Raw genomic sequence first — 24020 nt, 5'->3', positions numbered from 1 at the left:
ATCGGGCACAATCCCTAGCCTAACCCAAAAGTGGTGGGGAGGGTCCTCCATGCGAGCTATATGACTCGCATAAACATGGAGGGCATAATGAGCCATCTGAAGGCATCGGAAGGAAGTCGTATCGCCACGCAAACAGGTGGTTGAAGATGGATCGCACGGTCATGCTCACCGAGGAGGCGAAGATCTCCCTCACGCGGGGACGATGTACCCCCCTGTGGATGGCAGCGATCATGCTCACTATGGCATGGGCGTCGGAAACGGAGGCTTCCCCGGATCAGGCGCGGCACCTCGTAGACGCACAACAGGCGACGATTGCCCGCAATCTCGGTTCTGACGAGTTCGAGACCTCAATTCCGGGTCTAGCCAGCAGCGACAAATCGATACAGGTTGCACAAACGACCACCAGCGACACAGGAGTCCCACAGCATACTCCGGAACAGCAACACGGGTGGGCAGAGTCACTGTCTTGCGAACTTGCCCTTGCACGGCGCGACATCGAATTGCTGCAACATTTCGAGCAAGAGCACGACCGGGCCGAGTGGCTGGCGCAGCGTCTCGACGCCGCGCGGCGCGAGGTCGAAACCCAAAAGGCGTTGGCAGCGAAAGCCGTCGAGGAAGCTTCTCGACTGAAGGACGCTTCCCGGCCGAATCAAGCGAGCGAGAGCGGCGCCGCGGAGCTGCAGGCATCTCTGCAGGAGGAGCGTGAACGATCGGAGCGGCTGGAGCACGATCTCGCGGCCGCCCGTCGCGATGTCGAAACCCAGACAGCGCTGGCGACGACAGCGGGCGAGGAAACGTCCCGGCTAAAACAGGCGCAAGAAAGCGTCGTCGCGGAGCTGCAGAAGACGTTGGTACAGGAGCGTGAACGATCGGTGTGGCTGGAGCAGAATCTGGCAGGCGCGCAGCACGATGTCGAAACCCAGACTGCGCTGGCGACGAAAGCAGGTGAGGAAACGCTCCGGCTGAAACAGGCGAGCGAGAACGGCGCCGCGGAGCAGCAGAAGACGCTGCAGCAGGAGCGTGAACGATCGGCGCGGCTGGAGCAGGATCTCGCAGCCGCGCGGCGCGATGTCGAAACCCAGTCTGCGCTGGCGACGAAAGCAGCTGAGGAAGCGTCACGGCTGAAACAGGCGAGCGAGACCGGCGCCGCGGAGCAGCAGAAGACGCTGCAGCACGAGCGTGAACGATCGGCGCGGCTGGAGCAGGATCTCGCAGCCGCGCGGCGCGATGTTGAAACCCAGTCTGCGCTGGCGGCAAAGGCAAACGCAAAGGCAAACGAGGAAGTTTCGCATCGAAGTCGGGCGGCGGAGGCCAATGCCGCAGACTTGAGCCAATCGATGCAGAAGGAGCGCGAAAAGACGGATACGCAGGATCTCTCCCTGATGCGAAGCGCCATTCATGCATACGAGGCGCAAACGGCACTGGTGGCAAAAGCCAACGTAGACGCGTCCCTTTGGAAAGCGGCGGGGGAGAGCGGCGCGGCGGAGCTGCAGAAATCCCTGCAACAGGAGCGGTCTCGGTCTGGCCAGTTGGAGCTGGCGCTGACGGCCGCGCGACGCGATATCGATGTTCAGACGGCGTTGGCGACAAAGGCGAGTGACGAGGTCGCCAGGGTGATGCGGGCAGCACAAGCCAGTGCCGCGGAACAGAGGCAATCGATCCAGAAGGAGCACGAGAGAGCCGATATCCTGGCGCAGGATCTCTCGATGGCACGCACCAAGATCTACGCTTACGAGGCTCAAGCGGCCAAAGCGAGCGAGGAAGCGGCACAGCTCAAAAAGGCCGAGGCAAGCAGCACCGCCGACCTGAGGCAATCCGAGCAACGCGAGCGCGAGCGGGCCGAGCAACTGGCCCTGGATCTCGCAAAGGCGAGCCGTGATCTGGATGCACAGACGGAGCGCGCGTCCAAGGCAGGCGAGGAAGTTATACGGATCAAGCAGGCCGGAGAGCGAGACTCGGCCGAGCTACGCAGTTTGTTGCAGCGTGAGCGCGAGCGAGCCGAGGGACTGGAGAAGGATCTCGCGCTGGCGCGTCAAGACAAAGGCGCGCCTGTGGCAAGAACTCCCCCCGCTGCGTCTCCGCTGGCCACCACTGGTAAGGTCGGGCGCGAGCAGCCGCAGTCAGCACCGGCGCGGCCAACCCAAGACCAGCCCGTCCAAGACCAAGCCATAGCGACGCGCAGCCAGGGCGATGCTCCGGCCAATCCCAACGAAGAGGTGCAGGCGGCGAAATTGATCGCACGCGCGAGAGTATTGCTTGGTCAGGGAGACATCGGCGCGGCCCGGATCGTGCTGGAGCGCGCCCTGGAGATGGGCAGCGCGCAAGCAAGCTTCGTGCTTGCTGAAACCTACGATCCGTTGATCCTTCCAAAGTTCGGAACGTATGGAACGCAAGGCGATCTCACTAAAGCGCAAACTCTTTACGCGCGGGCTGAGGCTGGGGGAATCAAGGAGGCGAAGGCGCGATTCGAGGCGCTGCGTCGATAGCACCGTCCTGTGCGGCGATGTTCCGAGCCAGCAATGCGCAATCGAGGATCGAAAGCGCCGAAACCGGATGCAGAATTTGTAGAGGATGGGTCGATGAAAAGATTTACAGGATGGCGTCGACTGCTCTTGCTTACCGCGTTCGCACCGTTGCTGCTGGCGATGCAGCCTTCGGCGGATGCGCGCCCCCTGAATTTGCATTCCCAAAAACCTCACCCGGTTCGGCCCGCACCGGCGCAGCAAAGGCCGGAAGTAATGGCTATGAACGCCTGGACGGTCGGCCTGGCCGGCGGCCTTCTCGAGGGCGCGCCGATCCGCCTCGCCGCGGAGATCGCCCGTGTGGTCGACGATGGGGATAATTTGCACGTTCTTCCGGTCGTCACACGCGGAGCCGCGGAAAACCTGAACTCCCTGCTCTATCTGCGCGGCATCGATGCGGCGATCATCAATTCCGACGCGCTCGAGGAATATAAGAGCCAGGTACCGGACATTCAGCGACGAATTGTGTATGTCCTGAATCTGTTCCCGTCCGAGCTGCACATCTTCGTTCGGCCGGAGATTCGGAGCCTGAACGATCTCGCCGGCAAGAAGGTCAATTTCAATACGCAGGGCACCGCCGCAGCGTATTCGGGGCCACTGATCTTCAGCCGCCTCAATCTCGAGGTCGAGGAGACGTTTATTCCGCACCAGGTCGCGCTTGAGCAGATGCGCAAGGGCGAGATAGCGGCCGTCGTCTTCATTACATCGAAGCCGGTGGATGCTTTCGTGAAGGGCCGGTGGGAGCCAGGCTTCAAATTCCTGCCCGTCCCATACGAGAGCAAGTTCGAGGACTACTATCTCCCCGCCGCCCTCGATGCGACCGACTATCCCAATCTGATCAAGCAGGGCGAACGAATTTCGACGATCGCCGTGCCGACCGCTCTGGTCGCCTTCAATTGGCCGGCCGGGTCAAATCGGTCTGAGCGCGTCGCGCGCTTCATCGATCACCTGTTCTCCCGGATCGACAGATTGCAGGCGCCCGGTTTCGATCCGAAGTGGAAGTCCATCAACCTCGCCGCGACGGTTCCGGGTCTCGCGCGTATCCCTGCGGCGCAGGCGTGGCTGGATCGTCAACCCCGCGCAACGCAAGCATCACAATGAGACGCGCCGCAATCCTGCTTCTTGTTGCCCTCGGGAGTACGGGCGGCGCCGCATTGGCTGAGGATCCGATGGCCGAGCTCCGCTCCTGCCTTCAGGAAGGGCGCGCGGAGCGCCTGGGCTGTCTGAATGGATTGACGCGCACTACACCTCAGCATCGCCCGGCTCCCGAAGACGAGTGGATCGTCAGCCAGACGACCTCGCCTGTCGACTACTCACCGATCGCGACCGCGACGACATCGTCAAGCAGCGGGACCGGCGAGTCCGCGATGCAATTGTCGATACGCTGTCGAGGCGGCCGGACGGAGCTGGCGCTCTCCGGACCCGGCATCTCCCGTAGCGGCGGTGACGATGCGATTTCCTACCGCATCAACGACAATCCGGCGGTGCAGGTCGCAGCAACGTCACCGGTATTCGGTCCCGGCGTCGCGTTCGCCGGCGATGTTGTGCGCCTGGTGCAATCGCTTCCCGACAACGGGGACCTGATTGTCCTCCTCTCATCGCGAAGCGGCGCTTCCCGCGACGGCACGTTTTCACTCGTGGGCCTGGACACCGCGCGCACAAAAATTGCCGCGACGTGCAGATGGCCGCGCGCGATCGCGACACCGAATCATTGATGGCTGAAGATCCTTCGATGGAGACGCAGAATGATCAGGTTTCATCGTATTGCCAGAGCCCTCGCAATGGGAGCGAGCGCCGTTCTTGTATCCGCATCGTTTGCGGCCGCTGAGCAGGGCGGAAAATACTGGACACCGGCGGATGGGCCGCCTGTCGCGCACAAGGCGAGGCCGGTGAGTCACCATATCACGAAGCCGACAACGTCGACACGGACGCAATCCGCGCTTGCCCGCATGGAGGATCCGGCTGCAACGAGGAAGAAGGAACATCACTTGATCCTGCAGGTGAATACCAACGACCCCGCAGCGATGAATCTCGCGCTCAACAACGCGTCCAACGTGGCCCAGTACTACAAGGACGCAGGCGAGAAGGTGAAGATCGAGGTGGTCACGTTCGGACCCGGCCTGCACATGCTGCGCGAGGACACCTCGCCGGTAAAGGCACGCATCGAGGAAATGGCCCTGAGCACCCCCGAGGTGTCGTTCAAGGCCTGCGGCAACACCCAGGAGAAGATGCAGAAGGCCGAGAGCAAGGCTATCCCGATCGTACCGCAGGCGGAGGTCGTCAAGTCGGGCGTCGTGCGCGTGATGGAGCTACAGGAGAAAGGCTGGACCTACGTCAAGCCGTAAGCCGAAACCACAGATACCCATTGTCTCATCTGATCCCGTCACGGATCATGTACCCGGCGCCGCGGATCGTGTGCAGCAGCGGCCGCTCGAAACCCTTGTCGATCTTGGAGCGCAGCCGCGAAATGTGCACGTCGATCACGTTGGTCTGCGGATCGAAATGATAGTCCCAGACGTTCTCCAGCAGCATGGTGCGAGTCACCACTTGGCCGGCATGTTTCATCAAATATTCGAGCAGGCGGAATTCACGGGGCTGGAGCGTCAGCTCGTCCTTGCCGCGCGCGACGCGGTGAGAGAGCCGGTCGAGCTCGAGGTCGCCGACACGATAGAGCGTATCCTCGGCAGGTCCCCCGCGGCGGCGTGACAGCACCTCGACGCGGGCGAGCAGCTCGGCAAACGAATAGGGTTTTGGCAGATAGTCGTCACCGCCGGCGCGCAGGCCCTTGATGCGGTCGTCGACCTGACCGAGCGCGGAGAGAATCAGCACCGGCGTGGTATCGCCCTTGTCGCGCAGCGCGCCGATCAGCGACAGGCCGTCCCGCTTGGGCAGCATGCGATCGATCACCAGCACGTCGTAATCGCCGTTCTCGGCCATGGCGAGGCCCTCCTCGCCGTCACCGGCGTGGTCGGCAATATGTCCGACCTCGCGAAACGCCTTCACGAGATAGTCGGCGGATTCGCGGTCGTCTTCGATGATGAGGAGGCGCATCGTGCGTTCGGCGGCGGTCAAGGAGGTCAACCTTCTCTAAACATGGCGCGAGCGGCAATCGCATGCAAGCCAAGCGAACCAGACTTGGCTAGGCAAAAAGGCGGGCGGTGAAGCTGGGGGGACCTCACCGCCCTAGGCCTTCCGACGGAGGGGGGCGTGTTTCCACCGGAAGGTAGGCGTGGGGAGCGAGCCTTGCGCTGCTCCCCGGAAGAGTGTCGGCGGCGGGGGCGACTGATGCCGCCGACACCCTTCATCTTGGCAGCCTCCTAGAGGCTCAGCCCTTGTCATCCCTTGGCGATAGGGACGGCGACGAAGCGCGACTGGCCGCCGCTCTTCACCCGCATCAGGACGCTGTTCTTGTTGTCGGAGCGCGCCGTGTTGATGGCGTCGCGGACATCGCCGGCGGTGCTCACGCTCTTGCCGCCGACTTCGAGAATCACATCGCCTTCCTTGAAGCCGCGATCGGCCGCGGCGCTCTTCGGATCCACTTCGGTGACCACGACGCCGTCCTTGCCGGCGCCGGCCACGGAATTGGCGGGCGCGACCGTCATGCCGAGCTTCGGTACATCGGTGCCCTTGCTCGCGCCCTTGCCGCTGTCGTTATCGGTGTCAGCCTTGGCCTCGACCGTGTTCGGCAACTGGCCGAGGGTGAGGTTGATGACCTTGTCCTGGCCCTTGTGCAGCACGTTGAGCTTCACGGAGGCGCCGGGCGCCATGCCGCCAATGGTGCGGGCGAGTTCGCGGGCGTCCTTGACGGGGTCGCCGTTGACCCCGGTGATGACGTCGCCGGACTCGATGCCGGCCTTGGCAGCCGGACCGTTCGCCTGCGGCTCCGCAACCAGCGCACCTTCGGGCTTCTTCATGCCGAGGCTATCGGCGATATCGGACGTCACCGGTTGGATCTGCACGCCGATCCAGCCGCGGCTCACCGATCCCTTGTCCTTGAGCTGTGCCACGACGCTCTTCACCGTTGCGGCGGGGATCGAGAACGCGATGCCGACGCTGCCGCCGGAGGGCGAGTAAATGGCGGTGTTGACGCCCATCACCTCACCATCGGTGTTGAAGGCCGGACCACCGGAATTGCCCTTGTTCACGGGCGCGTCGATCTGGATGAAATCGTCATAGGGACCGTTGCCGATGTCGCGGCCACTGGCCGAGACAATGCCGGCCGTCACGGTACCACCGAGGCCGAAGGGGTTGCCGACCGCGAGCACCCAATCACCGATCCGCGGCTTGCCGTCGGCGAGCTTGGCGAACGGGAAGTTGGAGCCGCCCTCGACCTTGATGAGAGCGAGGTCGGTACGCTGGTCGGTACCAATCACCTTGGCGCTGTAGGTCTTGCCGTCATCGGTGGTGACCTCGACCTTGTCGGCGCCGTCGACCACGTGGTTGTTGGTCACCGCAAAGCCGTCAGCCGAGATGAAGAAGCCGGAGCCCTGGCCCTGCACGACGCGGCCACGACCACCGCCCTTCAGACCGGGAATGCCATCCGGACCGCCGAAGCGACGGAAGAAGCGCTCCATCGGCGAACCCGGCTGGAACGGCGAGGAATCATCGCCGTCATCGTTGCTCGCGGTCTTCTCCTTGATGTTGACCTTGACCGAGATCACCGAGGGCTTCACGCGCTCGACGATGTCGGCAAAACCGATCGGACGCTCGACCTTCTTGACCTCGTTGTTGACCTGCGCGTGGGCCGGGCTCGAGAACAGGTCCGCGGGCGACGTCGACGGGCTGAAGCCGTGGACGGCAATGCCGAGGCCGGCGACCACCGAGGCCATCAGCGCAATCCTGCGGGCGGACAACACCGACCGGCGGGGCTGCCGATAGGAGGGAAGGTTCGTGAGATCGGGACGGTCGGTCATGCAGAGGTCTCCAGCGCCTTGAAATCCATGCGGTGCCTGATTGCGGCATGTTACGAAGCTGAAGATGGGGACTTCCGCCTTACCGTGCGCTGGCTGCAGGGTTAAACTTTTGTAATAAAGGATGGCCGCCAATGCGGCAGTTTACCGCAGGCCAAAAAGTCACGGCTTTACAGGAACTTAAGACAGTTCCACCGACGGACGGCGAAGCGACCTTTCGGTCCGTCAGTTCGCCCTGACGCTGACGATGAAATCGTCGACTTCGCGCTTTAGGGTCTCGGCCTGTTGGGACAGGTCAACGGCGGAATCGCGGGCTTCGGCAGCCATCCGGCCGGTCTCGGCCGAGGTCGAGGTGATCTGGACGATGTGGTTGGAAACGTCGAGCGTGCCGCGCGCGGCGTCCTGGACGCTGCGGCTGATGTCCTGCGTGGCGTTGCGCTGCTGGGCGGTGTCGACCTCGATGCCGGACATGATCGACGAGATCTCCGACAGCGTCTTCGAGATGGCGTCGATCGCCTCGCGCGTCTCCGCGGTGATGCCCTGGATGCTGGCCACATGGGAGGTGATTTCCTCCGTCGCCTTGCTGGTTTGATGCGCGAGGCTTTTCACCTCGGAAGCGACCACGGCAAAACCCTTGCCGGCCTCCCCGGCCCGCGCCGCCTCGATGGTGGCGTTGAGCGCCAGAAGGTTCGTCTGCGATGCGATCGCCTGGACGAGTTGCACGACCTCGCCGATCTTGTCGGCAGCATCCGAGAGCGCGTGGATGGTGTCGCGGCTCTTCTCGGCCTGCGTCGCCGCGCCTTCGGCACGCTGTGTCGCGTCGGTGACGCGGCGGCTGATCGTGCCGATCGAATTCGTCATCTCCTCGGCCGAGCCCGCGACCGTCTGCACGCTGGCGCTGGCCTGGCTCGCGGCGCTCGCAACGGCATTGGCCTTGGTGCTGGTGTCGTTCGCGGTCTGCGACAGCGTCTCGGCATTGCGCTTCAGATGCTCGGCCGATGACGCCACGCTGTCGACGACGCTGGCGACGAGATTGTTAAAGCTCTTGATCCGGGCATCGAGATATCTTGATCGCTCGGCCTGGTGCTGCGCTTCATGCAGCTGCTGCTCTGTCAGATGTCGGCGCTCGATGCCGCTGGTCTTGAAGACCTCCAGCGCACCGGCGAGCAGGCCGATCTCGTTGGTGCTGCCGAGGCCCGGAACTGACGTCTCGAACTTCTGATCGGCGACCTCGCGCATCGCATGCACGATCGCCGCGAGCGGACTGAGGATGCCGTTGCGCACGGCGAACCAGGTGGTGAGGCAGATCGCGAAGGCGACAACCGCGATGATGCCGCAAGCGACCAGAAACCAGGAGAAGGCGGCCTGGGCCTGCTGGTAGATCTGCATCGCGTGGTCGCGCGCCGGACCGCTCAGCGCGGCGAAGTCGGAGGACAGGCTGGTGATCTCGTTGTTGAGATAGAGCACGGCAACGAAGCCGGTACCGCCCCCGATGCCCAGCAGGAACAATAATGCAGCGACGACGGCGCCGACCAGAAAGCGGATCGTCAGATTGCTGTTCGTGAACATGGGGGGACTCAGAGCCTGGATTCAAATCTTGCGACAAGCTTCCAGACAAAGGTCAAAATAGCATGAACCGCGCGGCGCCAGCTTGCGGTCTAGGTAGCACTACGTAACCAGGACGATCCGATGCAGCTAGGAGGACTTGGCTTCGTCCGACATCAACGCGGCGAGCCGGGCCTCCTCCTCCGGAGTCAGTGGCGACGCGGGTACATCTGCACCGCTTCGCGAGCGGCGCCGATTTTGCCGCCAGAGTGCAAAGCCGCCACCAGCCAGCAGCAGCGGCGCGAGCAGCCACAACAATATGGTCTGCCGCTCGAAGCGCGGCTTCAGCAGCACAAACTCGCCGTAGCGCGCCACCAGGAAGTCGATCACTTGCGAATTGCTGTCGCCGGCCGCGATCCGCTCGCGGACGAGAAGCCGCAGATCGCGCGCAAGCGGCGCGTCGGAATCGTCGATCGACTGGTTCTGACAGACCATGCAGCGCAGCTCACGCGACAATTCGCGCGCGCGCGCCTCCTTCACCGGGTCCGACATGATCTCGTCCGGCTGCACGGCGTGCACCGCAGGCACGGCCAGCAGCATCAGCGCGACAATCGCGGCCATCATCCGACGCATCGGATCACTCCGCCGGCTGCAGGCGTTGCTTGGCCCGCGCCGGCTTCGGCGCGCCGACCCGCAGGCGGCGGTCGGACAGCGACAGCACACCGCCGAACGCCATCAGCACCGGCCCCCACCAGATCAGGAGCACGAAGGGCTTGTGATAGATGCGTACGGCGATCGCGCCTTCGGCGGTGACGTCGCCGAGCGAGATGTAGAGCTGGCTCGCGCCGCGGGTCAAAAGCGCAGCTTCCGTGGTGGAGGCGCCGCGCGTGGTGAAGCTGCGCTTCGACGGTGTCATGACGCTGAGCGGTTCGCCGCCTTTGCTAACCTGGAACTGGGCGACCATCTCGCGGTAGTTCGGCCCCTGACGCTCGAGTAGACCGTCGAGCTTCAGATCATATCCGGCGACCTGCGCCACGTCGTTCGGCTTCATGGTCGCGATATATTCGCTGTTCCAGGTGGTCTCGCAGACGATCCCGATCAGCGCGATCCCGAGACCGGCATGGGCAAACGCCGTACCCCAAGCCGACCGCGGCAGGCCGCGGGCGCGGTGCAGCGTGGTCGCGAACGGCAGGCGAAACAGGCCGGTCCGTTCAACTAGATCCGTCACGACTCCCGCGATGACGAAGACGCCAAGCCCGATCGCCAACGGCGCCAGCGCGCTGCCGCCGCGGGTCCAGGCCCAGACGATGGCGACCACGACGAGGCCCGCGACACCGGCCGCAAGCAGGCGCTGAGTGACACCGAGCAGATCGCCCCGCTTCCACGCCAGCATAGGTCCGAACGGCACGGCGAGCAGCAGCAGCGCGAACAGAGGGACGAAAGTGAGATTGTAGAAGGGAGCGCCGACCGACATCTTGAAGTCGGCAAGCACTTCCATCGCCAGCGGATAGAGCGTCCCGAACAGCACGACCGCACAGGCGACGGTGAGCAGCAGATTGTTCAGCACCAGCGCGCCCTCGCGCGAGATCGGCGCGAACAGGCCACCCTGCTTGAGCGAGGTCGCGCGTCCTGCGAACAGCGACAGGCTGCCCCCGATGAACAGGCAGAGGATCAAGAGGATGAACACGCCGCGGGTCGGATCGTTGGCAAAGGCGTGCACGGAGGTAATGACACCCGAGCGAACCAGGAAGGTGCCGAGCAGCGACAGCGAGAAAGTCAGGATCGACAGAAGAATGGTCCAGACCTTCAGCGCGTTGCGCTTCTCCATCACCAGCGCCGAATGCAACAGCGCGGTGCCGGCGAGCCACGGCATCAGCGAGGCATTCTCGACCGGATCCCAGAACCACCAGCCGCCCCAGCCGAGCTCGTAATAGGCCCAGTAGGAGCCCATCGCGATGCCCAGCGTCAGGAAGATCCAGGCGACCAGCGTCCACGGCCGCACCCAACGCGCCCAGGCCGCGTCGATCCGCCCCTCGATCAGCGCCGCGATGGCGAAGGAGAACGAGATCGAGAAGCCAACATAGCCGAGATAGAGCATCGGCGGATGCACGGCGAGCCCAATGTCCTGCAGTACCGGATTGAGATCGCGCCCCTCGATCGGCGGATTGGCGATGCGCAGGAATGGGTTCGAGGTGATCAGGATGAAGAGATAGAAGGCACTCGCGATCCAGGCCTGGACGCTCAACACATGCGCACGCAGCGAAAGCGGCAGATTGTTGCCGAAGGCCGCGACCAGCCCGCCGAACAGCGCCAGGATCGATACCCACAGCAGCATCGAGCCTTCATGGTTTCCCCACACGCCGGTGATCTTGTAGATCAGCGGCTTCATGGAGTGGGAGTTCTCGTAGACATTGGCGACGGAGAAGTCCGAGCTCACGTGCAGCGTCACGAGCGCAATGAACGATGCGCCGACGAAGAGGAGCTGCGCCAGCGCGGTGGAGCGCGCCACGTTCATCAGCGCGGGATCGCGCAAGCGCGCGCCGATCAGCGGCACGAAGGACTGGATCAGCGCCAGCGCGAGCGCCAGCACCAGCGCATAATGTCCGGCTTCCGCGATCACCGCACCGCTCCCTGCGAATTGCCCTGTGCCGTCGTCGCCACAGGCGTTGCATCACCAGAGGGCTTGGCGCCACCCGAGGCCTGGGCGCCGTAATTGTCCTTCCAATGCCCCTGCTTCTTCAGGGCGTCGGCGACGTCCTTGGGCATGTAGGTCTCGTCGTGCTTGGCGAGCACCGTGTCGGCCTTGAAAACGCCGTTGGCATCGAGCGCGCCTTCGGCGACGACGCCCTGCCCTTCGCGGAACAGGTCGGGCAGGATACCCTTGTACGCGACGGGCAGCTTCGCGCTGCCGTCGGCAACTTCAAACGTCACGGCGAGATTGTCGCCGCGCCGGAGCGAGCCCGGCTGCACCAGGCCGCCAAGGCGAAAGCGCTTGCCGGGCTGAACGTGCTTTTCGGCTACCATGGTCGGGGTGGAGAAGAACACGATCGAGTCGCGCAAGGCATTGAGCACAAGCGCAGCCGCGAGCGCGAGAACGGCGAGCGAGCCGCCGATGATGGTCATCCGTCGCTGCTTGCGCGTCATGGCGTGTCCATTCTCCGCTCGTCCCGTTCTGCAAATGTCATCCGTCGAGCCCGAGGTTCTTGAGGCCTTCGTTGAGCTGGCGCAGGCGCTCGGAATCGTTGGCCACCGCCTGGCGGGCATCGGTCGAGGCGCCACGCGCCTTGTCACGATCGCCCATCACCAGATAGGCACGCACAAGGCGCAGCCAACCGTCGACATCATCGCCGTTCTGCTTGAGCCGCGTGGCGAGACGTTCGACCATGCTGCGAACCATCGCGTTGCGATCGCCCTCATTCATATCCTTGGAGGCCGCGATCGTCTCGTTCGACAGCGCCGGCATCGTGCCGCCACCACCGACCCGCGCGAGCGAGGCCTGCACAAGCGGCCGCCAAGGCGCATCCGCGGGTGCTTTCGCCAGCAACGCACGCCAGATGTTGGCCGCGTCATCCTTGCGGCCGTCCTGCTCGGCAGCAAGCCCGAGGAAGTAATTCGCCTTGGGATCGTCGGCGTCGAGCGCGTGCGCGCGCTCGAACTCGGTCTTGGCGTCCGCCGTCACCACGCCGCCGGCAGCGGCCGCAATGGCTTCGCCGAGATCGGAGCGGCGCTCCGCGCTCTCGCCGTTGTAGGTGATCGAATTGCGATAGGCGCGCACGGCCTCGTCGAAGCGGCCGAGCCGCTCCAGCACCGGTGCAAGCACGTTCCAGCCGCGGCCATCGGTCGGATTTTTCTCCAGGTGCTGCTCAACCTGCGCGACGAGGTTCTCGAGCGACTGCGCCATGCCGGGCCCGGACCCGCGTTCGCGCTGCGCCAGCGGAAAGTCGCGAAGCGCGGGCGAGCCGAGCGGAACATAGATCGCGGCCGCGAGCAGCGGCAGACCGACCAGCGCCAGCACCGCCGCTGCACGGCGCCATTTGAGATTGGATGTCGGCGCAAGGGCGGACTCGCTGCTATCAGCGGCGAGCAGCCTGCGGCTGATCTCGACGCGCGCCGCCTCGGCTTCCGGTCGCGCGATCAGTCCTGCGGCGAGATCATGCTCGATCTCGACCAGCTGGTCCTTGTAGACCGTGACCTCGCTGCCTTGATTTTGATCGCGCCCACCACGGCCGAGCGGCCAGAGCACGGCGAATATCGCCGCGACCGTCATCAGCGCGAACACGAACCATAGCGTCATCTGGCAAGCTTCCGGCAGCGCGTGAGCCGCGCCCATGGGTGGCTTTACACCACGGCCGGACGATGCGGCAATTGACAATTGTCAATTTGGCGCGAGCGCGCATAATCCCGAAACGGTGAAAATCCAAAGGCTTAGCCGATCTCGAAGTCTGCGCTTTGAGCGGCGTCCTCGCCGCGCCCGTTGAGGGCCCTCAAGAAATATGTTCCCGGCTCGATGGCCTCGGGCAATCTGATGCGCAATGCCCCAACGGGAACAGGCGAGGCAACCCTGGTGACGGTCTCCGATAATTGCCGACCGCTTGCCTTCTCAACCAGCACCACCTTGGCACCGACCATCAGCCTCCGATATTTGGCAACAATGACGCGGTTTTCGATTTCAATGGAGCTGATAACGGGTTTCATGCGCCCACAGATAGAAATTCCAAAAACTTGCACGGGACCGTAGAGCCCACAACCGGCCGGGTCAACTATAAATTGTGATTGGGAAAAAGTGCGCTCAATCAGCTCGCGCGCGTCGATTTACGCTCGCCCGTCGCCGCGTTCTCCGCCGCGCGACTCATCAGCGATGCATAATCGTCCCCGAACAGCACCTGGCAGAAGCGGATCGCGGCCTGCACCTGCTGTTGCCGGTAGGCGCGGACCTTGTGATCGGCGGCCCGCAGCGACTGCACCAGCTGCTCGGTCGAGCGTTCGACATATTGCTGCAGGTCGGAATAGGTGCGCAGCGTCACCTCGTTGATCGCGAGTTCGCTGGCGTAATTGCGGCAGGTCGCGACGAAGTCGATGAGAGCAACGGTTTCCTCGACCTCGGTGCTGTCGATCCGCGCTCCCGGCGGAATATCCTTCTCCGGTCGCTGACGCAGAATGCGACGGACGCGGCCGGGAACACTGTCGATCTCCGATTGCAGCGCATTGGAGATGTCGGCCCGGATCGATGTCAGCTGCTTGCCCCAGGCGGAATCGTTGCGCAGGTCAAGTTCCGTGCGCAGCCCGCGGACGCCGTCATGCAGCGCCTTGAGATTATCGGCAACCGCATCGAAATGACCGCGCTTGATGTCCATGCGCAAAATAGCAGCGACGCGGGACAGGTCGTGAAGCGCTATCGTGACGGCAACGCCATAAGGCGTCGCCGCAACGCGGATCTCGTCGTCGGACGCGGCGATCTTGATGGCAAGGCGAATGATCTGCCACGGCGCGGTCATGCGCTGGACCACCGCCGACAGCGCAAAAGGCAGCATCTGCGGGGTCCGGAGCACGGGAATGTTGAGTGCCGATGTCACCGAAGCGATCTGGGGATCGCCGAACTGTCGCAGGAAGCGCGGCAGCTTTTCATTGAGCGTGCCGAGGGCCTCGCGAACGGACAGCACCGCGCCGATCGAATAGAGGTCCTCGATCACGCTGGGCGGACCGACACGGGCGAGCGCGCGCGACTTGTCGCCGCCGCCCGGTCCCGTGAGCCCGAAGATGGCATCCGCAGCCGCCGCCTGCAGCTTGAGGGCCAGCGCCTCGACCTGTCCCGCACTGTCTGAAGCCGGCATGCGTGCCAGCGCCGCCTCGAATTCAGCGATCTTGTCCGGGGCACCGTCGCGGCCGAGCCATTGCCAGATCGGATGCAGCGAGGAGCGGCGGATCTGGCCCACTCGAATCGGGGCGCCAGTCTCGACCAGGAACGGTTCGAGTACCTGGAACAGCAATCGCGACAGATCGTCGGTGCGGGGCGGCGGGGCCTCGTCGGCCTCGCTCTTGCGCACGATCTTGCGCAACTGCTCGAGCACGAGGGTGGCCACCGCCGTGTCCTGGCCGCGCTCGAGCGCGCGCTCGAACTCCCGCATCAGCAGCGCCTGCGCCTGCGGCGGGAGCTGCGCGAGATATTCCCTCAGCCGCTCGATCGATGTCTGGCTCATGCGCCCGGGTAATGCACGGTAAAATGGCGGACGTGGGATGCGTCCTCTCTGATCCTAAGTGAAGGCGCCTTAAGAAGCCGTTGAGGACGTTGCGCCAAATCCCCCCGGCTTCACGCGGGAACCAGAATAATCCTTTGGGATCAGAGAATTATACTCCCGGCAGCATCAGCTCGGCCCGGAGCCCCCCGATCGGCGCACGGCCAAGCGAGAGGCTGCCACCATAGAGCGCGGCGAGGTCCGTTACGATCGACAGGCCAAGGCCCGAGCCCGGCTTTGATTCGTCGAGCCGCTGACCGCGCCGCGAGACCTGGGCGCGCTCGGCCTCCGAGAGGCCGCGCCCATCATCATCGACGATGAGCCGCAGCCGGGGGCCCGCGCCCGCCTGCTGCGGGCCCTCAACCAAAACCTCGATAAAGACCCGCGAAGCGGCCCATTTACAGGCATTATCGACCAGATTGCCGACCATCTCCTCCAGATCCTGCCGCTCGCCGCGGAATTTCGCCGACGGATCGGCCTTGGCTTCCACCGCAATGCCGCGGTCGCGGTGGATCTTCTCCATGGTCCGGCGCAGCGCTTCGATGGCGGGCGCAACCTCCGTCACCGTGCCGACGATCGAGACCCTTGCCGCAATACGGGCGCGCTCCAGGTGATGGGCGAGCTGGTTACGCATCACGTCGGCCTGCTCCATCACCTTGGCCGCGAACGGATCGGCCGCGTGCGAGCCGGCCTCATTCACGATCACCGACAGCGGCGTCTTGATCGCATGGGCGAGATTGCCGACATGGGTGCGGGCGCGCTCGACGATCTCCCTGTTGGCATCGATCAGCGCGTTGGTCTCCCGCGCCAGCGGGGCGATTTCGACCGGGAACTCGCCCTCGAGCCGCTCCGCCCGCCCGGAGCGGATGTCGGCGATGGCTTCCGAGATGCGCTTGAGCGGCGCAAGACCGAAGCGGACCTGGAACACGGTCGTCAGCAGCAGCACGATCCCGAGCGCCGTGAAGGTGCCGCCGAGATAATAGTCGAAGCTGCGCGTCTCATCGAAAATCTCGGTGTCGTCGCCGGCGACGCTGACCAGGTATTTGCCGTCGGCGCCTAGGTCGACGGGACGCTCGACCATGCGGAGATTCTGTCCTTCCGGCCCGTCGACGTAAGCGAGACGAATGCCGGCGGCTGTGAGCTCGGCGCCCTGGTCTTCCAGTTTCGGCAGCTTCTTGTCCCAGAGTGAGCGCGAAGAGCGCACCTCCGGCTTCTCGGTGTCAGTGCGTGTGATCTGCCAATACCAGCCGGACAGCGGCAGCTCGAACAGGGGCTCACCGAGCGACTGAAACTGGCGATCCGGCGGCTCGTCGGGGGTGGCAACCTCGGCGATGAGGGTGCGGAGATAGAGGTTGAGCCGGCGGTCGAAGGCGCGTTCGGTGGCATTCTTGTAGACCGACGACAGCACCACGCCGGTGATGGCCAGGATCACCACGAGCCAGGCGGTCGCCGACAGAAACAGGCGGTTCGCGAGCGAGCTGGCGGGCATCGGAACGATCCCGGGGGCGCGAGGGGGTGGCATGGCGTCGGCAGTCATGACCGGACCAAGGCCCGTGTCGCGCCGTCCGTCAAGCCAAGATCCTTGCGAGCCAAGATCCTTGAAGGGCTCCCTCAGGCGTCAGGGGCTGGCGGGGTCAGGAGATAACCGAGACCGCGGACGGTCTGGATGATGTCGACGTCGAGCTTCTTGCGGATGCGGCCGACGAACACTTCGATCGTGTTGGAGTCGCGGTCAAAGTCCTGGTCGTAGAGATGCTCGACCAGTTCGGTGCGCGACACGACGCGCCCTGAATGGTGCATCAGATAAGCCAGAAGCCGATATTCATGCGAGGTCATCTTGATGGGGTTGCCGGAGACGCTGACCCGGCCGGTGCGGGTGTCGAGCGTAACGGGGCCGCAGCTGAGTTCACTCTGGGCATGGCCGGTCGAGCGGCGCAGCAGCGCGCGGATGCGCGCCAGCACTTCCTCCAGATGAAACGGCTTGGGCACGTAGTCGTCGGCGCCGGCATCAAAACCCTGCACCTTGTCGCTCCAGCGATCGCGCGCAGTGAGGATCAGCACCGGCATGGTGCGGCCGTTGCGGCGCCAGGCCTCCAGCACCGAGATGCCATCCTTCTTCGGCAGGCCGATATCGAGCACCACGGCGTCGTAGGGCTCGTTGTCGCCGAGATAATGTCCCTCCTCTCCGTCGAAGGCGCGGTCGACGACATAGCCGGCGTCGGTCAGCGCCTTGGTGAGCTGGCGATTGAGATCGGGGTCGTCCTCAACAACGAGCAGGCGCACGCTTCTCTCCAGAAATAGGCCGCATGAACACCACCAGATGAGCAATTCCGGCGTGAACTGAATATGAACGCGGGGAACCCCGCCGCGTTACTTTTTGGTCATATACAATGTGTTGGCGCTGGAAGCGACTGCGCCCGCCACACCACCGGACCAGCCGGCGGCATGACGGGCGTAATGCGCCGCGCTATGCGGCGAACAGGAAGGTCCGGCCTTCCCGTCGATTCGGCCGTCAGGTCCGGAAGAACACGAACCAGATGACGGCTAGGATCAAAATCGCAAGCCCGGTCGAGATGGCGAGCAGCGCAGCCACCGACGGCCCAGGTTCGCCCTGGCGCGCCTCGGTCGCAGTTTCGACGATGTGACGGTCCTCGCGCGTGGTTGCCATGGGTGACCTCAATCTCCGGATGTCGCCTCCACTGGCCGCGCCCCCTCACGGCCTCCTGTCCTGAGCCAACGCCCGATCCGATTTGATGTTCCGGCTTTGCGATGGCATCGGAGCCGCCCCCGCAGGGGTCCGCGACCGGTTAACGCAGTTGCAAGATTCAGCACGACGCCTTGCTATGATTCGCTGTTCCCCGATGGTATCCTTGTCTGCTGTCCCTGTTGCGTTTGGAGTAACCCATGGCCCCCCGTGCCAATTGGAAGGGTTTTTTGCGCCTCTCGCTCGTGACCTGTCCGGTCGCGCTGTATCCCGCCACATCGGATACCGAGAAGGTCTCGTTCAACCAGATCAACCGCAAGACCGGCCACCGGATCAAGTATCTCAAAGTCGACGCCGAGACCGGTGACGAGGTGACGTCCGAGGACATCGTCAAGGGCTACAAGGTCGACACCGACACGTATATCGAGGTCACCAAGGACGAGCTCGAGGACATCGCGCTCGACTCCACCCATACGATCGAAATCGACGAATTCGTGCCGAAAGCCGACATCGACAACCGCTATCTGATCCGCCCCTATTATCTCGTGCCCGACGGCAAGGTCGGCCACGACGCCTATGCGGTGATCCGCGAGACCATCCGCAGCATGGACAAGGTCGCGATCGGCCGCGTGGTGCTGACCAATCGCGAGCACATCATCGCGCTGGAGCCGCTCGAGAGCGGGCTGATGGGCACGCTGCTGCGCTACCCCTACGAGGTCCGCAGCGAGAAGGAGTATTTCGACGACATCCAGGACGTGAAGCTGACCAAGGACATGCTCGACCTCGCCAAGCATATCGTCGAGAAGAAGTCCGGCGCCTTCGAGCCCGAGCTGTTCGAGGACCATTACGAGACCGCACTGATCGATCTCATCAACAAGAAGCGCGCGGGCACCCCGATCGCGGCCAAGTCTACGCCGAAGAGCGGCGGCAACGTCATCAACCTGATGGACGCGCTGAAGAAGAGCCTCGCCAGCGAGAAGGAAACAGCTCCTGCGGCCAAGGGCGCCAAAGAGACCGTCAAGGAAACCGCAAAGGCCAAGAAGCCCAGGAAGCGCGTCGAGGGCCAGCGCGAGATGCTGCTGCCGATTTCCGGCAAGGGCGGCAAGGAGGCTGCGGCCAAGGAAGCCGCCGCCAGGAAGGCCGACAAGCCGGTGCGCGCGACGACACGAACGAAAAAGGCCGGCTGACGGCACCTCATCACCGGTCGCGCCGTGACATCTCCCCTCACCGATCGGGCGGCCTGACATGCCGTGGGCGACGCCGTTCGACGAACCGATCGGCCTGCGCGGCGGCCGCAAGCTGCACACGCTGCAGGAGGCTGCCGATTTCATCATGAAGCTGCCCCAGCCCGAGCAGCAGGAGCCGCGCTGGCAGATCGCGATCGAGATGCTGATCAACGCAGCGGAGACCGGCGGCGGCTGGCTGATGTTCGCCCGCATCGGCATGCTGCGCGCCTTGAACTCGGATGCCAGGGCTCGCTGAGCCCCAGATCGGCATGCTTGCCGATCGGTTGACGAACTGCCTCAACAATCCCTTAAGCGGCCTGGTCATTTTCACGACCAGGGGCTGCGGCGGCCCGCTTCCATTCATTTGAATGGATAACGAAACCATCGCTTAACAGCTGTCACCTTAAGACACATCAGGCCAACTCGGCAGGGCCCACTTTTATTGATGCGCGCAAGCGTCTCGTCGATCACTTTACCACTTTGATAACGCCGCACGCCTACACTGGACCGAATGAAGAGGAGTTGGCGATGGTTTTGCTCAGGTCTTTTCTTGCCGATGAGAGTGCCGCCACCGCGATCGAGTATGGCCTGATCGCCGCCGGAATCGCACTCGCCATCGTGACCATCGTGACCAACACGGGCAGCGTCCTCCTCAGCAACAAGTTCAACTCGATCAGCGCGGCCGCAAAGTAGGTCCCTCTCGAAATTGCGAGGGACGGGCCGTCGATCTCGCGCACCATGATCTGAGTCAAGCCTGTCGAACCAGCGACAGCTAAGCATGACGGACCCAGCTTTCTGCGGTCCGCGCCATGCATCCAGATCCCTCACGGTCCCAGCTCAAGATACGCCGCGTCCACCTCGATACGGGTCGCGAGAACGTCGTCGTCATTTCCAGACGCTCGAACGCGTTGCGTGCGGACATCTTCCGCGGCTTCAGCCGGGTCGAGCTGCGTCTCGACGACAAGACGCTGCTCGCAACGCTCCTGATCACCGATGACGATGCGTTGGCAGCCCAGGACGAGATCGGCCTTTCCGAGCCGGCATTCCACCGCTTCGCCAAGCCGGTCGGCACCCTGGTCACGGTCGCGCCGGCCACGCCCCCCGAAAGCCTCGAAGCAGTCCGCGCCAAGATTCGCGGTCAAACGCTCGATAAGGCCGAGATCGGCGCGATCATCAACGACCTCGCGCATTTTCGCTATTCCGACATGGAGATCGCCGCGTTCCTGATCGGATCGGCGAGCTTCATCACCAGTGATGAGCTGCTGGCGCTCACGGGTGCCATGGCGCAGGCCGGCACGCAGCTGGTGTGGCCGGACCCGATCGTGGTCGACAAGCACTGTATCGGCGGCATTCCCGGCAACCGCACCTCGATGGTCGTGGTCCCGATCGTCGCTGCCCACGGCCTGCCGATCCCAAAAACCTCCTCGCGCGCCATCACCTCGCCGGCCGGCACGGCCGACACAATGGAGGTGCTGGCGCGGGTGAATGTCGGCGTCGAGGAGATGAAGTCGATCGTCTCGTCCTGCAACGGGTGCCTGATCTGGGGCGGCCACGTCAATCTGTCGCCGGCCGACGACGTGCTGATCTCCGTCGAGCGGCCGCTCAGCCTCGACACCCGCGAGCAGATGGTCGCCTCCATCATGTCCAAGAAGATCGCGGCGGGATCGACCCACCTGTTGATCGACATTCCGGTCGGTCCGACCGCGAAAGTCACCAACGCCATCGAGGCGATGCGCTTGCGAAAGCTGTTCGAATTCGTCGGCGACCGGTTTGGCCGCGCGGTCGAGGTGATCACGACCGACGGTCGCCAGCCGATCGGCAACGGCATCGGGCCGGTGCTCGAGGCCAACGACGTGATGGCGGTGCTCGGCAACGATAAGGATGCGCCGCGCGATCTTCGCGAGAAATCGCTGCGGCTCGCCGCTCATTTGCTGGAATATGATCCGAAGCTGCGCGGCGGCGCCGGCTATGCACGCGCGCGCGAACTGCTCGAGAGCGGCGCCGCCCTGAAGCAGATGCAGAAGATCATCGACGCCCAGGGGCCGTCGAAATGCTGCACCGAACTCGGCCCCAGCAGCTTCGAGGTCAAGGCGGCCCATGACGGCGTGGTGTCCGGGATCGACTGCCTGCGCCTCAACCGCCTCGCCCGTACCGCCGGCGCGCCGCTCGACAAGGGCGCCGGCATCCGGCTTTTCAAGAAGATCGGCGATCGCGTCGAGCAGGGTGAGCCGCTCTATCGGGTCTACACGTTCGAGGGGCCCGAGCGTGATCTGGCCGCCTCCGCCGCCCAGCAGGGAACCGGCTACGTCATCAACGGCCATGAGGCTCCCCAGAGCAGGACGTCATCGTGAAAACAATCGCGCTTCAAACCCTGCCCTCGGCTGCCGGCGCGGCGAGGCGCCTCGCGGCGCGGCTTGAACTTGGCTGTGACGAGATCGCCGTGCACCGCTTTCCGGACGGCGAGCTGCGCGTCACGGTCGCGGCTGCGGCCGACACTACCATCCTTCATGCGCCGCTCGATCAACCCAACGACAAGCTGATCGCCCTGCTCTTCGCCGCGGAGGCGCTGCGCCGCGGCGGCGCCAAGCGGCTGGTGCTGGTTGCTCCCTATCTCTGTTACATGCGGCAGGACATCGCGTTTCGACCGGGCGAAGCGATCAGCCAGCGCGCCATGGGCACGCTGCTGACAAGGCTCGTGGACCGCATCGTCACGGTGGACGCTCACTTGCACCGTACCCACGACATCAAGTCCGTATTTCCGGGCATCGAGGCGGAGAACCTGTCCGCGATGCCTGCAATCGCGGATGCGCTTGCCGCTGGCGGCGTCGATCCCGCCACCGTCGTGATCGGTCCCGACGCCGAGTCCGAGCCCTGGGTCAAGGATCTCGCGGCGCGCCTGGGCCTGCGGCACACCATCGCGCGCAAGAGCCGGCATGGCGATCGCTCCGTGGACATCGATTTTGCCGATCCCGCCCTGCTCTCGGGGCGCCCGGCGCTGATGGTCGACGACATCGTGTCGTCGGGGTCGACGCTGATGGTCGCAGCGAGGGCACTGCGGGCCATCGGTGCAACGGCCGTCGATGCGGTCGTGACCCACGCGCTGTTTCCAGCCGCGATGGTTGCCGCATTCACCGACGCCGGCATCCGGTCGATCCGTTCGACCGACAGCGTACCGCATCCGACCAACGCGATTACGCTCGAGGAGACGCTCGCGGCTGCCTTGTGGCCCGAATTCAGCACGGCATATTCCCTGGAGACGACAAGATGAGCATCACCGTTCGCTTCTGCGGCGCCGCCCGCACCGTGACCGGCGCCAGCTATCTGTTCCAGACTGCCGCCGGCGCCTTCCTGGTCGATTGCGGCCTGTTCCAGGGGCCGAAGACGCTCAAGGAGCTCAATTACGGCGCTTTCCCTTTCCATCCTGCGACTGTCCGAGCGGTCCTGCTCACGCACGCCCATATCGACCACAGCGGCTTGCTGCCAAAGCTCGCGCGCGAAGGATTTGCAGGACCCATCCTGGCGACGCGGGGCACGATCGACCTCTGCTCCTACATGCTGCCGGACGCCGGCAGCATCCAGGAGTCCGAGGTCGCGCAGCTCAACCGGCGCAACGCCTCGCGCGGCCGCAAGGAGGTGCAGCCGATCTATACGCAGGCCGACGCGGTGGCATCGATGCAATCGTTTCGCGCGGTCGACTATGAACGCTGGACCGATGTGATCCCGGGCGTCCGCGCGCGCTACTGGAACGCCGGCCATCTGCTCGGCTCCGCCTCGATCCAGCTCGAGATCGCCGAGCAGGGTTCGCCGCGTCCACTTCGCGTGCTGCTCTCCGGCGATGTCGGCCCGGAGGCAAAGCTGCTCCAGCCCGATCCCGAAGCGCCAAGCGACCTCGATTATGTGATCTCCGAATCCACCTATGGCGATCGCGTGCGCGCCGCCACGACGCCCGCTCTGCGCCGGCAGCACCTCGCCGCCGAGGTGCGCGAGGCCGCGGCAGCCGGAGGCGCGCTGCTGATACCCGCTTTCGCGGTCGAGCGAACCCAGGAGCTGATCGTCGATCTCGTCGACCTGATGGAGCACGGCGAGATCCCGACCGCGCCGATCTTCCTCGACTCGCCGCTGGCGATCCGCGCCACCGAAGTGTTCCGCCGGAACGCCGCGAGCCTCGACCCTGCCGTCGATGCCGAACGCCTGCTCAACTCGCCGCACCTCAAATTCACCGAGACCGCCGACGAGAGCAAGGCGATCATGCGTCTCAGCGGATTTCACATCATCATCGCGGCCAGCGGCATGTGCGATGCCGGCCGCATCCGCCATCATCTGAAGCGCTGGCTCTGGAACGAGCGCGCGACCGTCCTGCTCGCCGGCTTCCAGGCCAACGGCACGCTCGGCCGCTTCCTCCAGAACGGCGCCAAGGCCGTGCGGATCCAGGGTGAGGAAATCCGGGTGGCAGCGCGGATCCGCGTGATCGACGAATATTCCGGACACGCCGACGCTGCCGGCATGGCCGGCTGGATCGCGGCACGCCGTCCCATCGCCCGGGGTCTGTTCCTGGTCCATGGCGAAGAAGGCGCCATCTCCGGGCTGGCGGAACGCGTCGCCGAACGCATCATTCCCGCGGCCAAGGTCTACCAACCGTTGCTGGACGACGTCTACGAACTCGCTGCGACCGAACCGCGCCTGATCGACGCCGACCATCGCCGGCGCCTCGCGCCCGAGGCCGTGACCCATCTCGACTGGCACAACGAGATGTCGGAGCTGATGCTCGACATCAACGACAGGGTCGGCGCCGCCGCCGACGACCGCGCCCGCGGCGTGATCATCCGAAGACTGCGGCGGGCACTGCAGGAGAACGGATAAAGGGGCGCTCGATGTTGCTC

At 64.4% G+C, this 24020-nt stretch carries 22 protein-coding genes; 10 read left to right on the top strand and 12 right to left on the bottom strand.

Annotated features, from left to right (window positions below; all coding sequences use genetic code 11):
* Positions 1-146: 146 nt before the first annotated feature.
* The 4 genes from XH88_RS10810 (at position 147) to XH88_RS10795 (ending at position 4867) form a co-directional block, all read left to right on the top strand.
* Entirely contained in the window at positions 147-2486 is a 2340-nt protein-coding gene (locus XH88_RS10810) for a hypothetical protein (protein ID WP_271615345.1), read from the top strand.
* Between the two features lie 93 nt (positions 2487-2579).
* Positions 2580-3623: a TAXI family TRAP transporter solute-binding subunit gene (locus tag XH88_RS10805; RefSeq protein ID WP_271615371.1), complete on the top strand. Its 1044-nt coding sequence runs from the start codon at positions 2580-2582 to the stop codon at positions 3621-3623.
* 68 nt (positions 3624-3691) lie between these two features.
* The gene (locus tag XH88_RS10800) at positions 3692-4237 is read left to right on the top strand and encodes a hypothetical protein (protein WP_271615344.1); all 546 of its coding nucleotides are present in this window, start codon (positions 3692-3694) and stop codon (positions 4235-4237) included.
* Positions 4238-4267: 30 nt separating this feature from the next.
* Positions 4268-4867: a DsrE family protein gene (locus XH88_RS10795; RefSeq protein ID WP_271615343.1), complete on the top strand. Its 600-nt coding sequence runs from the start codon at positions 4268-4270 to the stop codon at positions 4865-4867.
* 25 nt (positions 4868-4892) lie between these two features.
* Here the strand turns inward: XH88_RS10795 and XH88_RS10790 are convergent, their stop codons facing one another.
* From XH88_RS10790 to XH88_RS10735, 12 genes are all read right to left on the bottom strand, one after another.
* Positions 4893-5573 carry a response regulator transcription factor gene (locus XH88_RS10790; protein WP_128967270.1) on the bottom strand — a complete coding sequence of 227 codons (681 nt, stop codon included), beginning with the start codon at positions 5571-5573 and terminating at the stop codon, positions 4893-4895.
* A 284-nt stretch (positions 5574-5857) separates the two neighbouring features.
* Positions 5858-7435 (bottom strand): Do family serine endopeptidase, encoded by a 1578-nt coding sequence (locus XH88_RS10785; RefSeq protein WP_271615342.1) that lies wholly within the window; start codon positions 7433-7435, stop codon positions 5858-5860.
* Positions 7436-7657: 222 nt separating this feature from the next.
* Positions 7658-9001 (bottom strand): methyl-accepting chemotaxis protein, encoded by a 1344-nt coding sequence (locus tag XH88_RS10780; RefSeq protein ID WP_271615341.1) that lies wholly within the window; start codon positions 8999-9001, stop codon positions 7658-7660.
* A 126-nt stretch (positions 9002-9127) separates the two neighbouring features.
* Entirely contained in the window at positions 9128-9610 is a 483-nt protein-coding gene (locus XH88_RS10775; RefSeq protein ID WP_271615340.1) for a cytochrome c-type biogenesis protein, read from the bottom strand.
* Positions 9611-9614: 4 nt separating this feature from the next.
* On the bottom strand, positions 9615-11597 hold the full coding sequence (locus tag XH88_RS10770; protein ID WP_271615339.1) for a heme lyase CcmF/NrfE family subunit: 1983 nt from the start codon (positions 11595-11597) through the stop codon (positions 9615-9617).
* The gene (gene ccmE, locus XH88_RS10765) at positions 11594-12121 is read right to left on the bottom strand and encodes a cytochrome c maturation protein CcmE (RefSeq protein WP_271615338.1); all 528 of its coding nucleotides are present in this window, start codon (positions 12119-12121) and stop codon (positions 11594-11596) included. Before ccmE ends, XH88_RS10770 begins: the two co-directional genes overlap by 4 nt.
* Positions 12122-12158: 37 nt before the next feature.
* A complete protein-coding gene (gene ccmI, locus XH88_RS10760) occupies positions 12159-13271 on the bottom strand; it encodes a c-type cytochrome biogenesis protein CcmI (protein ID WP_271615370.1) in 1113 nt (370 codons plus the stop codon).
* Positions 13272-13402: 131 nt separating this feature from the next.
* Positions 13403-13672: a hypothetical protein gene (locus XH88_RS10755; RefSeq protein ID WP_271615337.1), complete on the bottom strand. Its 270-nt coding sequence runs from the start codon at positions 13670-13672 to the stop codon at positions 13403-13405.
* 98 nt (positions 13673-13770) lie between these two features.
* Entirely contained in the window at positions 13771-15174 is a 1404-nt protein-coding gene (locus tag XH88_RS10750) for a hypothetical protein (RefSeq protein ID WP_271615336.1), read from the bottom strand.
* A 148-nt stretch (positions 15175-15322) separates the two neighbouring features.
* A complete protein-coding gene (locus XH88_RS10745; protein WP_271615335.1) occupies positions 15323-16699 on the bottom strand; it encodes a sensor histidine kinase in 1377 nt (458 codons plus the stop codon).
* A 122-nt stretch (positions 16700-16821) separates the two neighbouring features.
* A complete protein-coding gene (locus tag XH88_RS10740) occupies positions 16822-17493 on the bottom strand; it encodes a response regulator transcription factor (protein WP_271615334.1) in 672 nt (223 codons plus the stop codon).
* Positions 17494-17722: 229 nt separating this feature from the next.
* Entirely contained in the window at positions 17723-17878 is a 156-nt protein-coding gene (locus tag XH88_RS10735) for a hypothetical protein (protein WP_271615333.1), read from the bottom strand.
* A 236-nt stretch (positions 17879-18114) separates the two neighbouring features.
* Here XH88_RS10735 and ku point away from each other — a divergent pair, with 236 nt between their 5' ends.
* The 6 genes from ku to XH88_RS10705 all read left to right on the top strand — a co-directional run bounded on the left by ku (position 18115) and on the right by XH88_RS10705 (position 24000).
* Positions 18115-19101: a non-homologous end joining protein Ku gene (ku, locus tag XH88_RS10730; RefSeq protein ID WP_271615332.1), complete on the top strand. Its 987-nt coding sequence runs from the start codon at positions 18115-18117 to the stop codon at positions 19099-19101.
* 58 nt (positions 19102-19159) lie between these two features.
* Entirely contained in the window at positions 19160-19396 is a 237-nt protein-coding gene (locus XH88_RS10725) for a hypothetical protein (RefSeq protein ID WP_271615331.1), read from the top strand.
* Between the two features lie 272 nt (positions 19397-19668).
* Positions 19669-19833, top strand: a complete 165-nt coding sequence (locus XH88_RS10720; protein WP_209965251.1) for a Flp family type IVb pilin — start codon at positions 19669-19671, stop codon at positions 19831-19833.
* A gap of 116 nt (positions 19834-19949) precedes the next feature.
* Complete coding sequence (locus XH88_RS10715; protein ID WP_271615330.1) at positions 19950-21491, top strand: thymidine phosphorylase family protein; 1542 nt, start codon at positions 19950-19952, stop codon at positions 21489-21491.
* Positions 21488-22408: a ribose-phosphate diphosphokinase gene (locus XH88_RS10710; protein WP_271615329.1), complete on the top strand. Its 921-nt coding sequence runs from the start codon at positions 21488-21490 to the stop codon at positions 22406-22408. Before XH88_RS10715 ends, XH88_RS10710 begins: the two co-directional genes overlap by 4 nt.
* Positions 22405-24000: an MBL fold metallo-hydrolase gene (locus tag XH88_RS10705; protein ID WP_271615328.1), complete on the top strand. Its 1596-nt coding sequence runs from the start codon at positions 22405-22407 to the stop codon at positions 23998-24000. The genes XH88_RS10710 and XH88_RS10705 overlap by 4 nt, the downstream gene beginning before the upstream one ends.
* Positions 24001-24020: the final 20 nt, after the last annotated feature.

It is taken from the genome of Bradyrhizobium sp. CCBAU 51627 (genome assembly GCF_028128765.1).
Lineage (GTDB): Bacteria > Pseudomonadota > Alphaproteobacteria > Rhizobiales > Xanthobacteraceae > Bradyrhizobium.
The sequence above is the reverse complement of the archived record's forward strand: the minus strand, read 5'-3'. Positions and strand labels throughout refer to the sequence as shown.

Excerpts from the sequence above, each read along its gene's own strand:
- XH88_RS10800 (WP_271615344.1), top strand. The coding sequence starts at position 3,692 with ATGGCCGAGCTCCGCTCCTGCCTTCAGGAAGGGCGCGCGGAGCGCCTG.
- XH88_RS10705 (WP_271615328.1), top strand. The coding sequence starts at position 22,405 with ATGAGCATCACCGTTCGCTTCTGCGGCGCCGCCCGCACCGTGACCGGC.
- XH88_RS10805 (WP_271615371.1), top strand. The coding sequence starts at position 2,580 with ATGAAAAGATTTACAGGATGGCGTCGACTGCTCTTGCTTACCGCGTTC.
- XH88_RS10785 (WP_271615342.1), bottom strand. The coding sequence starts at position 7,435 with ATGACCGACCGTCCCGATCTCACGAACCTTCCCTCCTATCGGCAGCCC.
- ccmI (WP_271615370.1), bottom strand. The coding sequence starts at position 13,271 with ATGACGCTATGGTTCGTGTTCGCGCTGATGACGGTCGCGGCGATATTC.
- XH88_RS10750 (WP_271615336.1), bottom strand. The coding sequence starts at position 15,174 with ATGAGCCAGACATCGATCGAGCGGCTGAGGGAATATCTCGCGCAGCTC.
- XH88_RS10745 (WP_271615335.1), bottom strand. The coding sequence starts at position 16,699 with ATGCCCGCCAGCTCGCTCGCGAACCGCCTGTTTCTGTCGGCGACCGCC.
- XH88_RS10780 (WP_271615341.1), bottom strand. The coding sequence starts at position 9,001 with ATGTTCACGAACAGCAATCTGACGATCCGCTTTCTGGTCGGCGCCGTC.
- XH88_RS10755 (WP_271615337.1), bottom strand. The coding sequence starts at position 13,672 with ATGAAACCCGTTATCAGCTCCATTGAAATCGAAAACCGCGTCATTGTT.
- XH88_RS10725 (WP_271615331.1), top strand. The coding sequence starts at position 19,160 with ATGCCGTGGGCGACGCCGTTCGACGAACCGATCGGCCTGCGCGGCGGC.
- ccmE (WP_271615338.1), bottom strand. The coding sequence starts at position 12,121 with ATGACGCGCAAGCAGCGACGGATGACCATCATCGGCGGCTCGCTCGCC.
- ku (WP_271615332.1), top strand. The coding sequence starts at position 18,115 with ATGGCCCCCCGTGCCAATTGGAAGGGTTTTTTGCGCCTCTCGCTCGTG.
- XH88_RS10715 (WP_271615330.1), top strand. The coding sequence starts at position 19,950 with ATGCATCCAGATCCCTCACGGTCCCAGCTCAAGATACGCCGCGTCCAC.
- XH88_RS10790 (WP_128967270.1), bottom strand. The coding sequence starts at position 5,573 with ATGCGCCTCCTCATCATCGAAGACGACCGCGAATCCGCCGACTATCTC.
- XH88_RS10810 (WP_271615345.1), top strand. The coding sequence starts at position 147 with ATGGATCGCACGGTCATGCTCACCGAGGAGGCGAAGATCTCCCTCACG.
- XH88_RS10735 (WP_271615333.1), bottom strand. The coding sequence starts at position 17,878 with ATGGCAACCACGCGCGAGGACCGTCACATCGTCGAAACTGCGACCGAG.
- XH88_RS10720 (WP_209965251.1), top strand. The coding sequence starts at position 19,669 with ATGGTTTTGCTCAGGTCTTTTCTTGCCGATGAGAGTGCCGCCACCGCG.
- XH88_RS10775 (WP_271615340.1), bottom strand. The coding sequence starts at position 9,610 with ATGCGTCGGATGATGGCCGCGATTGTCGCGCTGATGCTGCTGGCCGTG.
- XH88_RS10795 (WP_271615343.1), top strand. The coding sequence starts at position 4,268 with ATGATCAGGTTTCATCGTATTGCCAGAGCCCTCGCAATGGGAGCGAGC.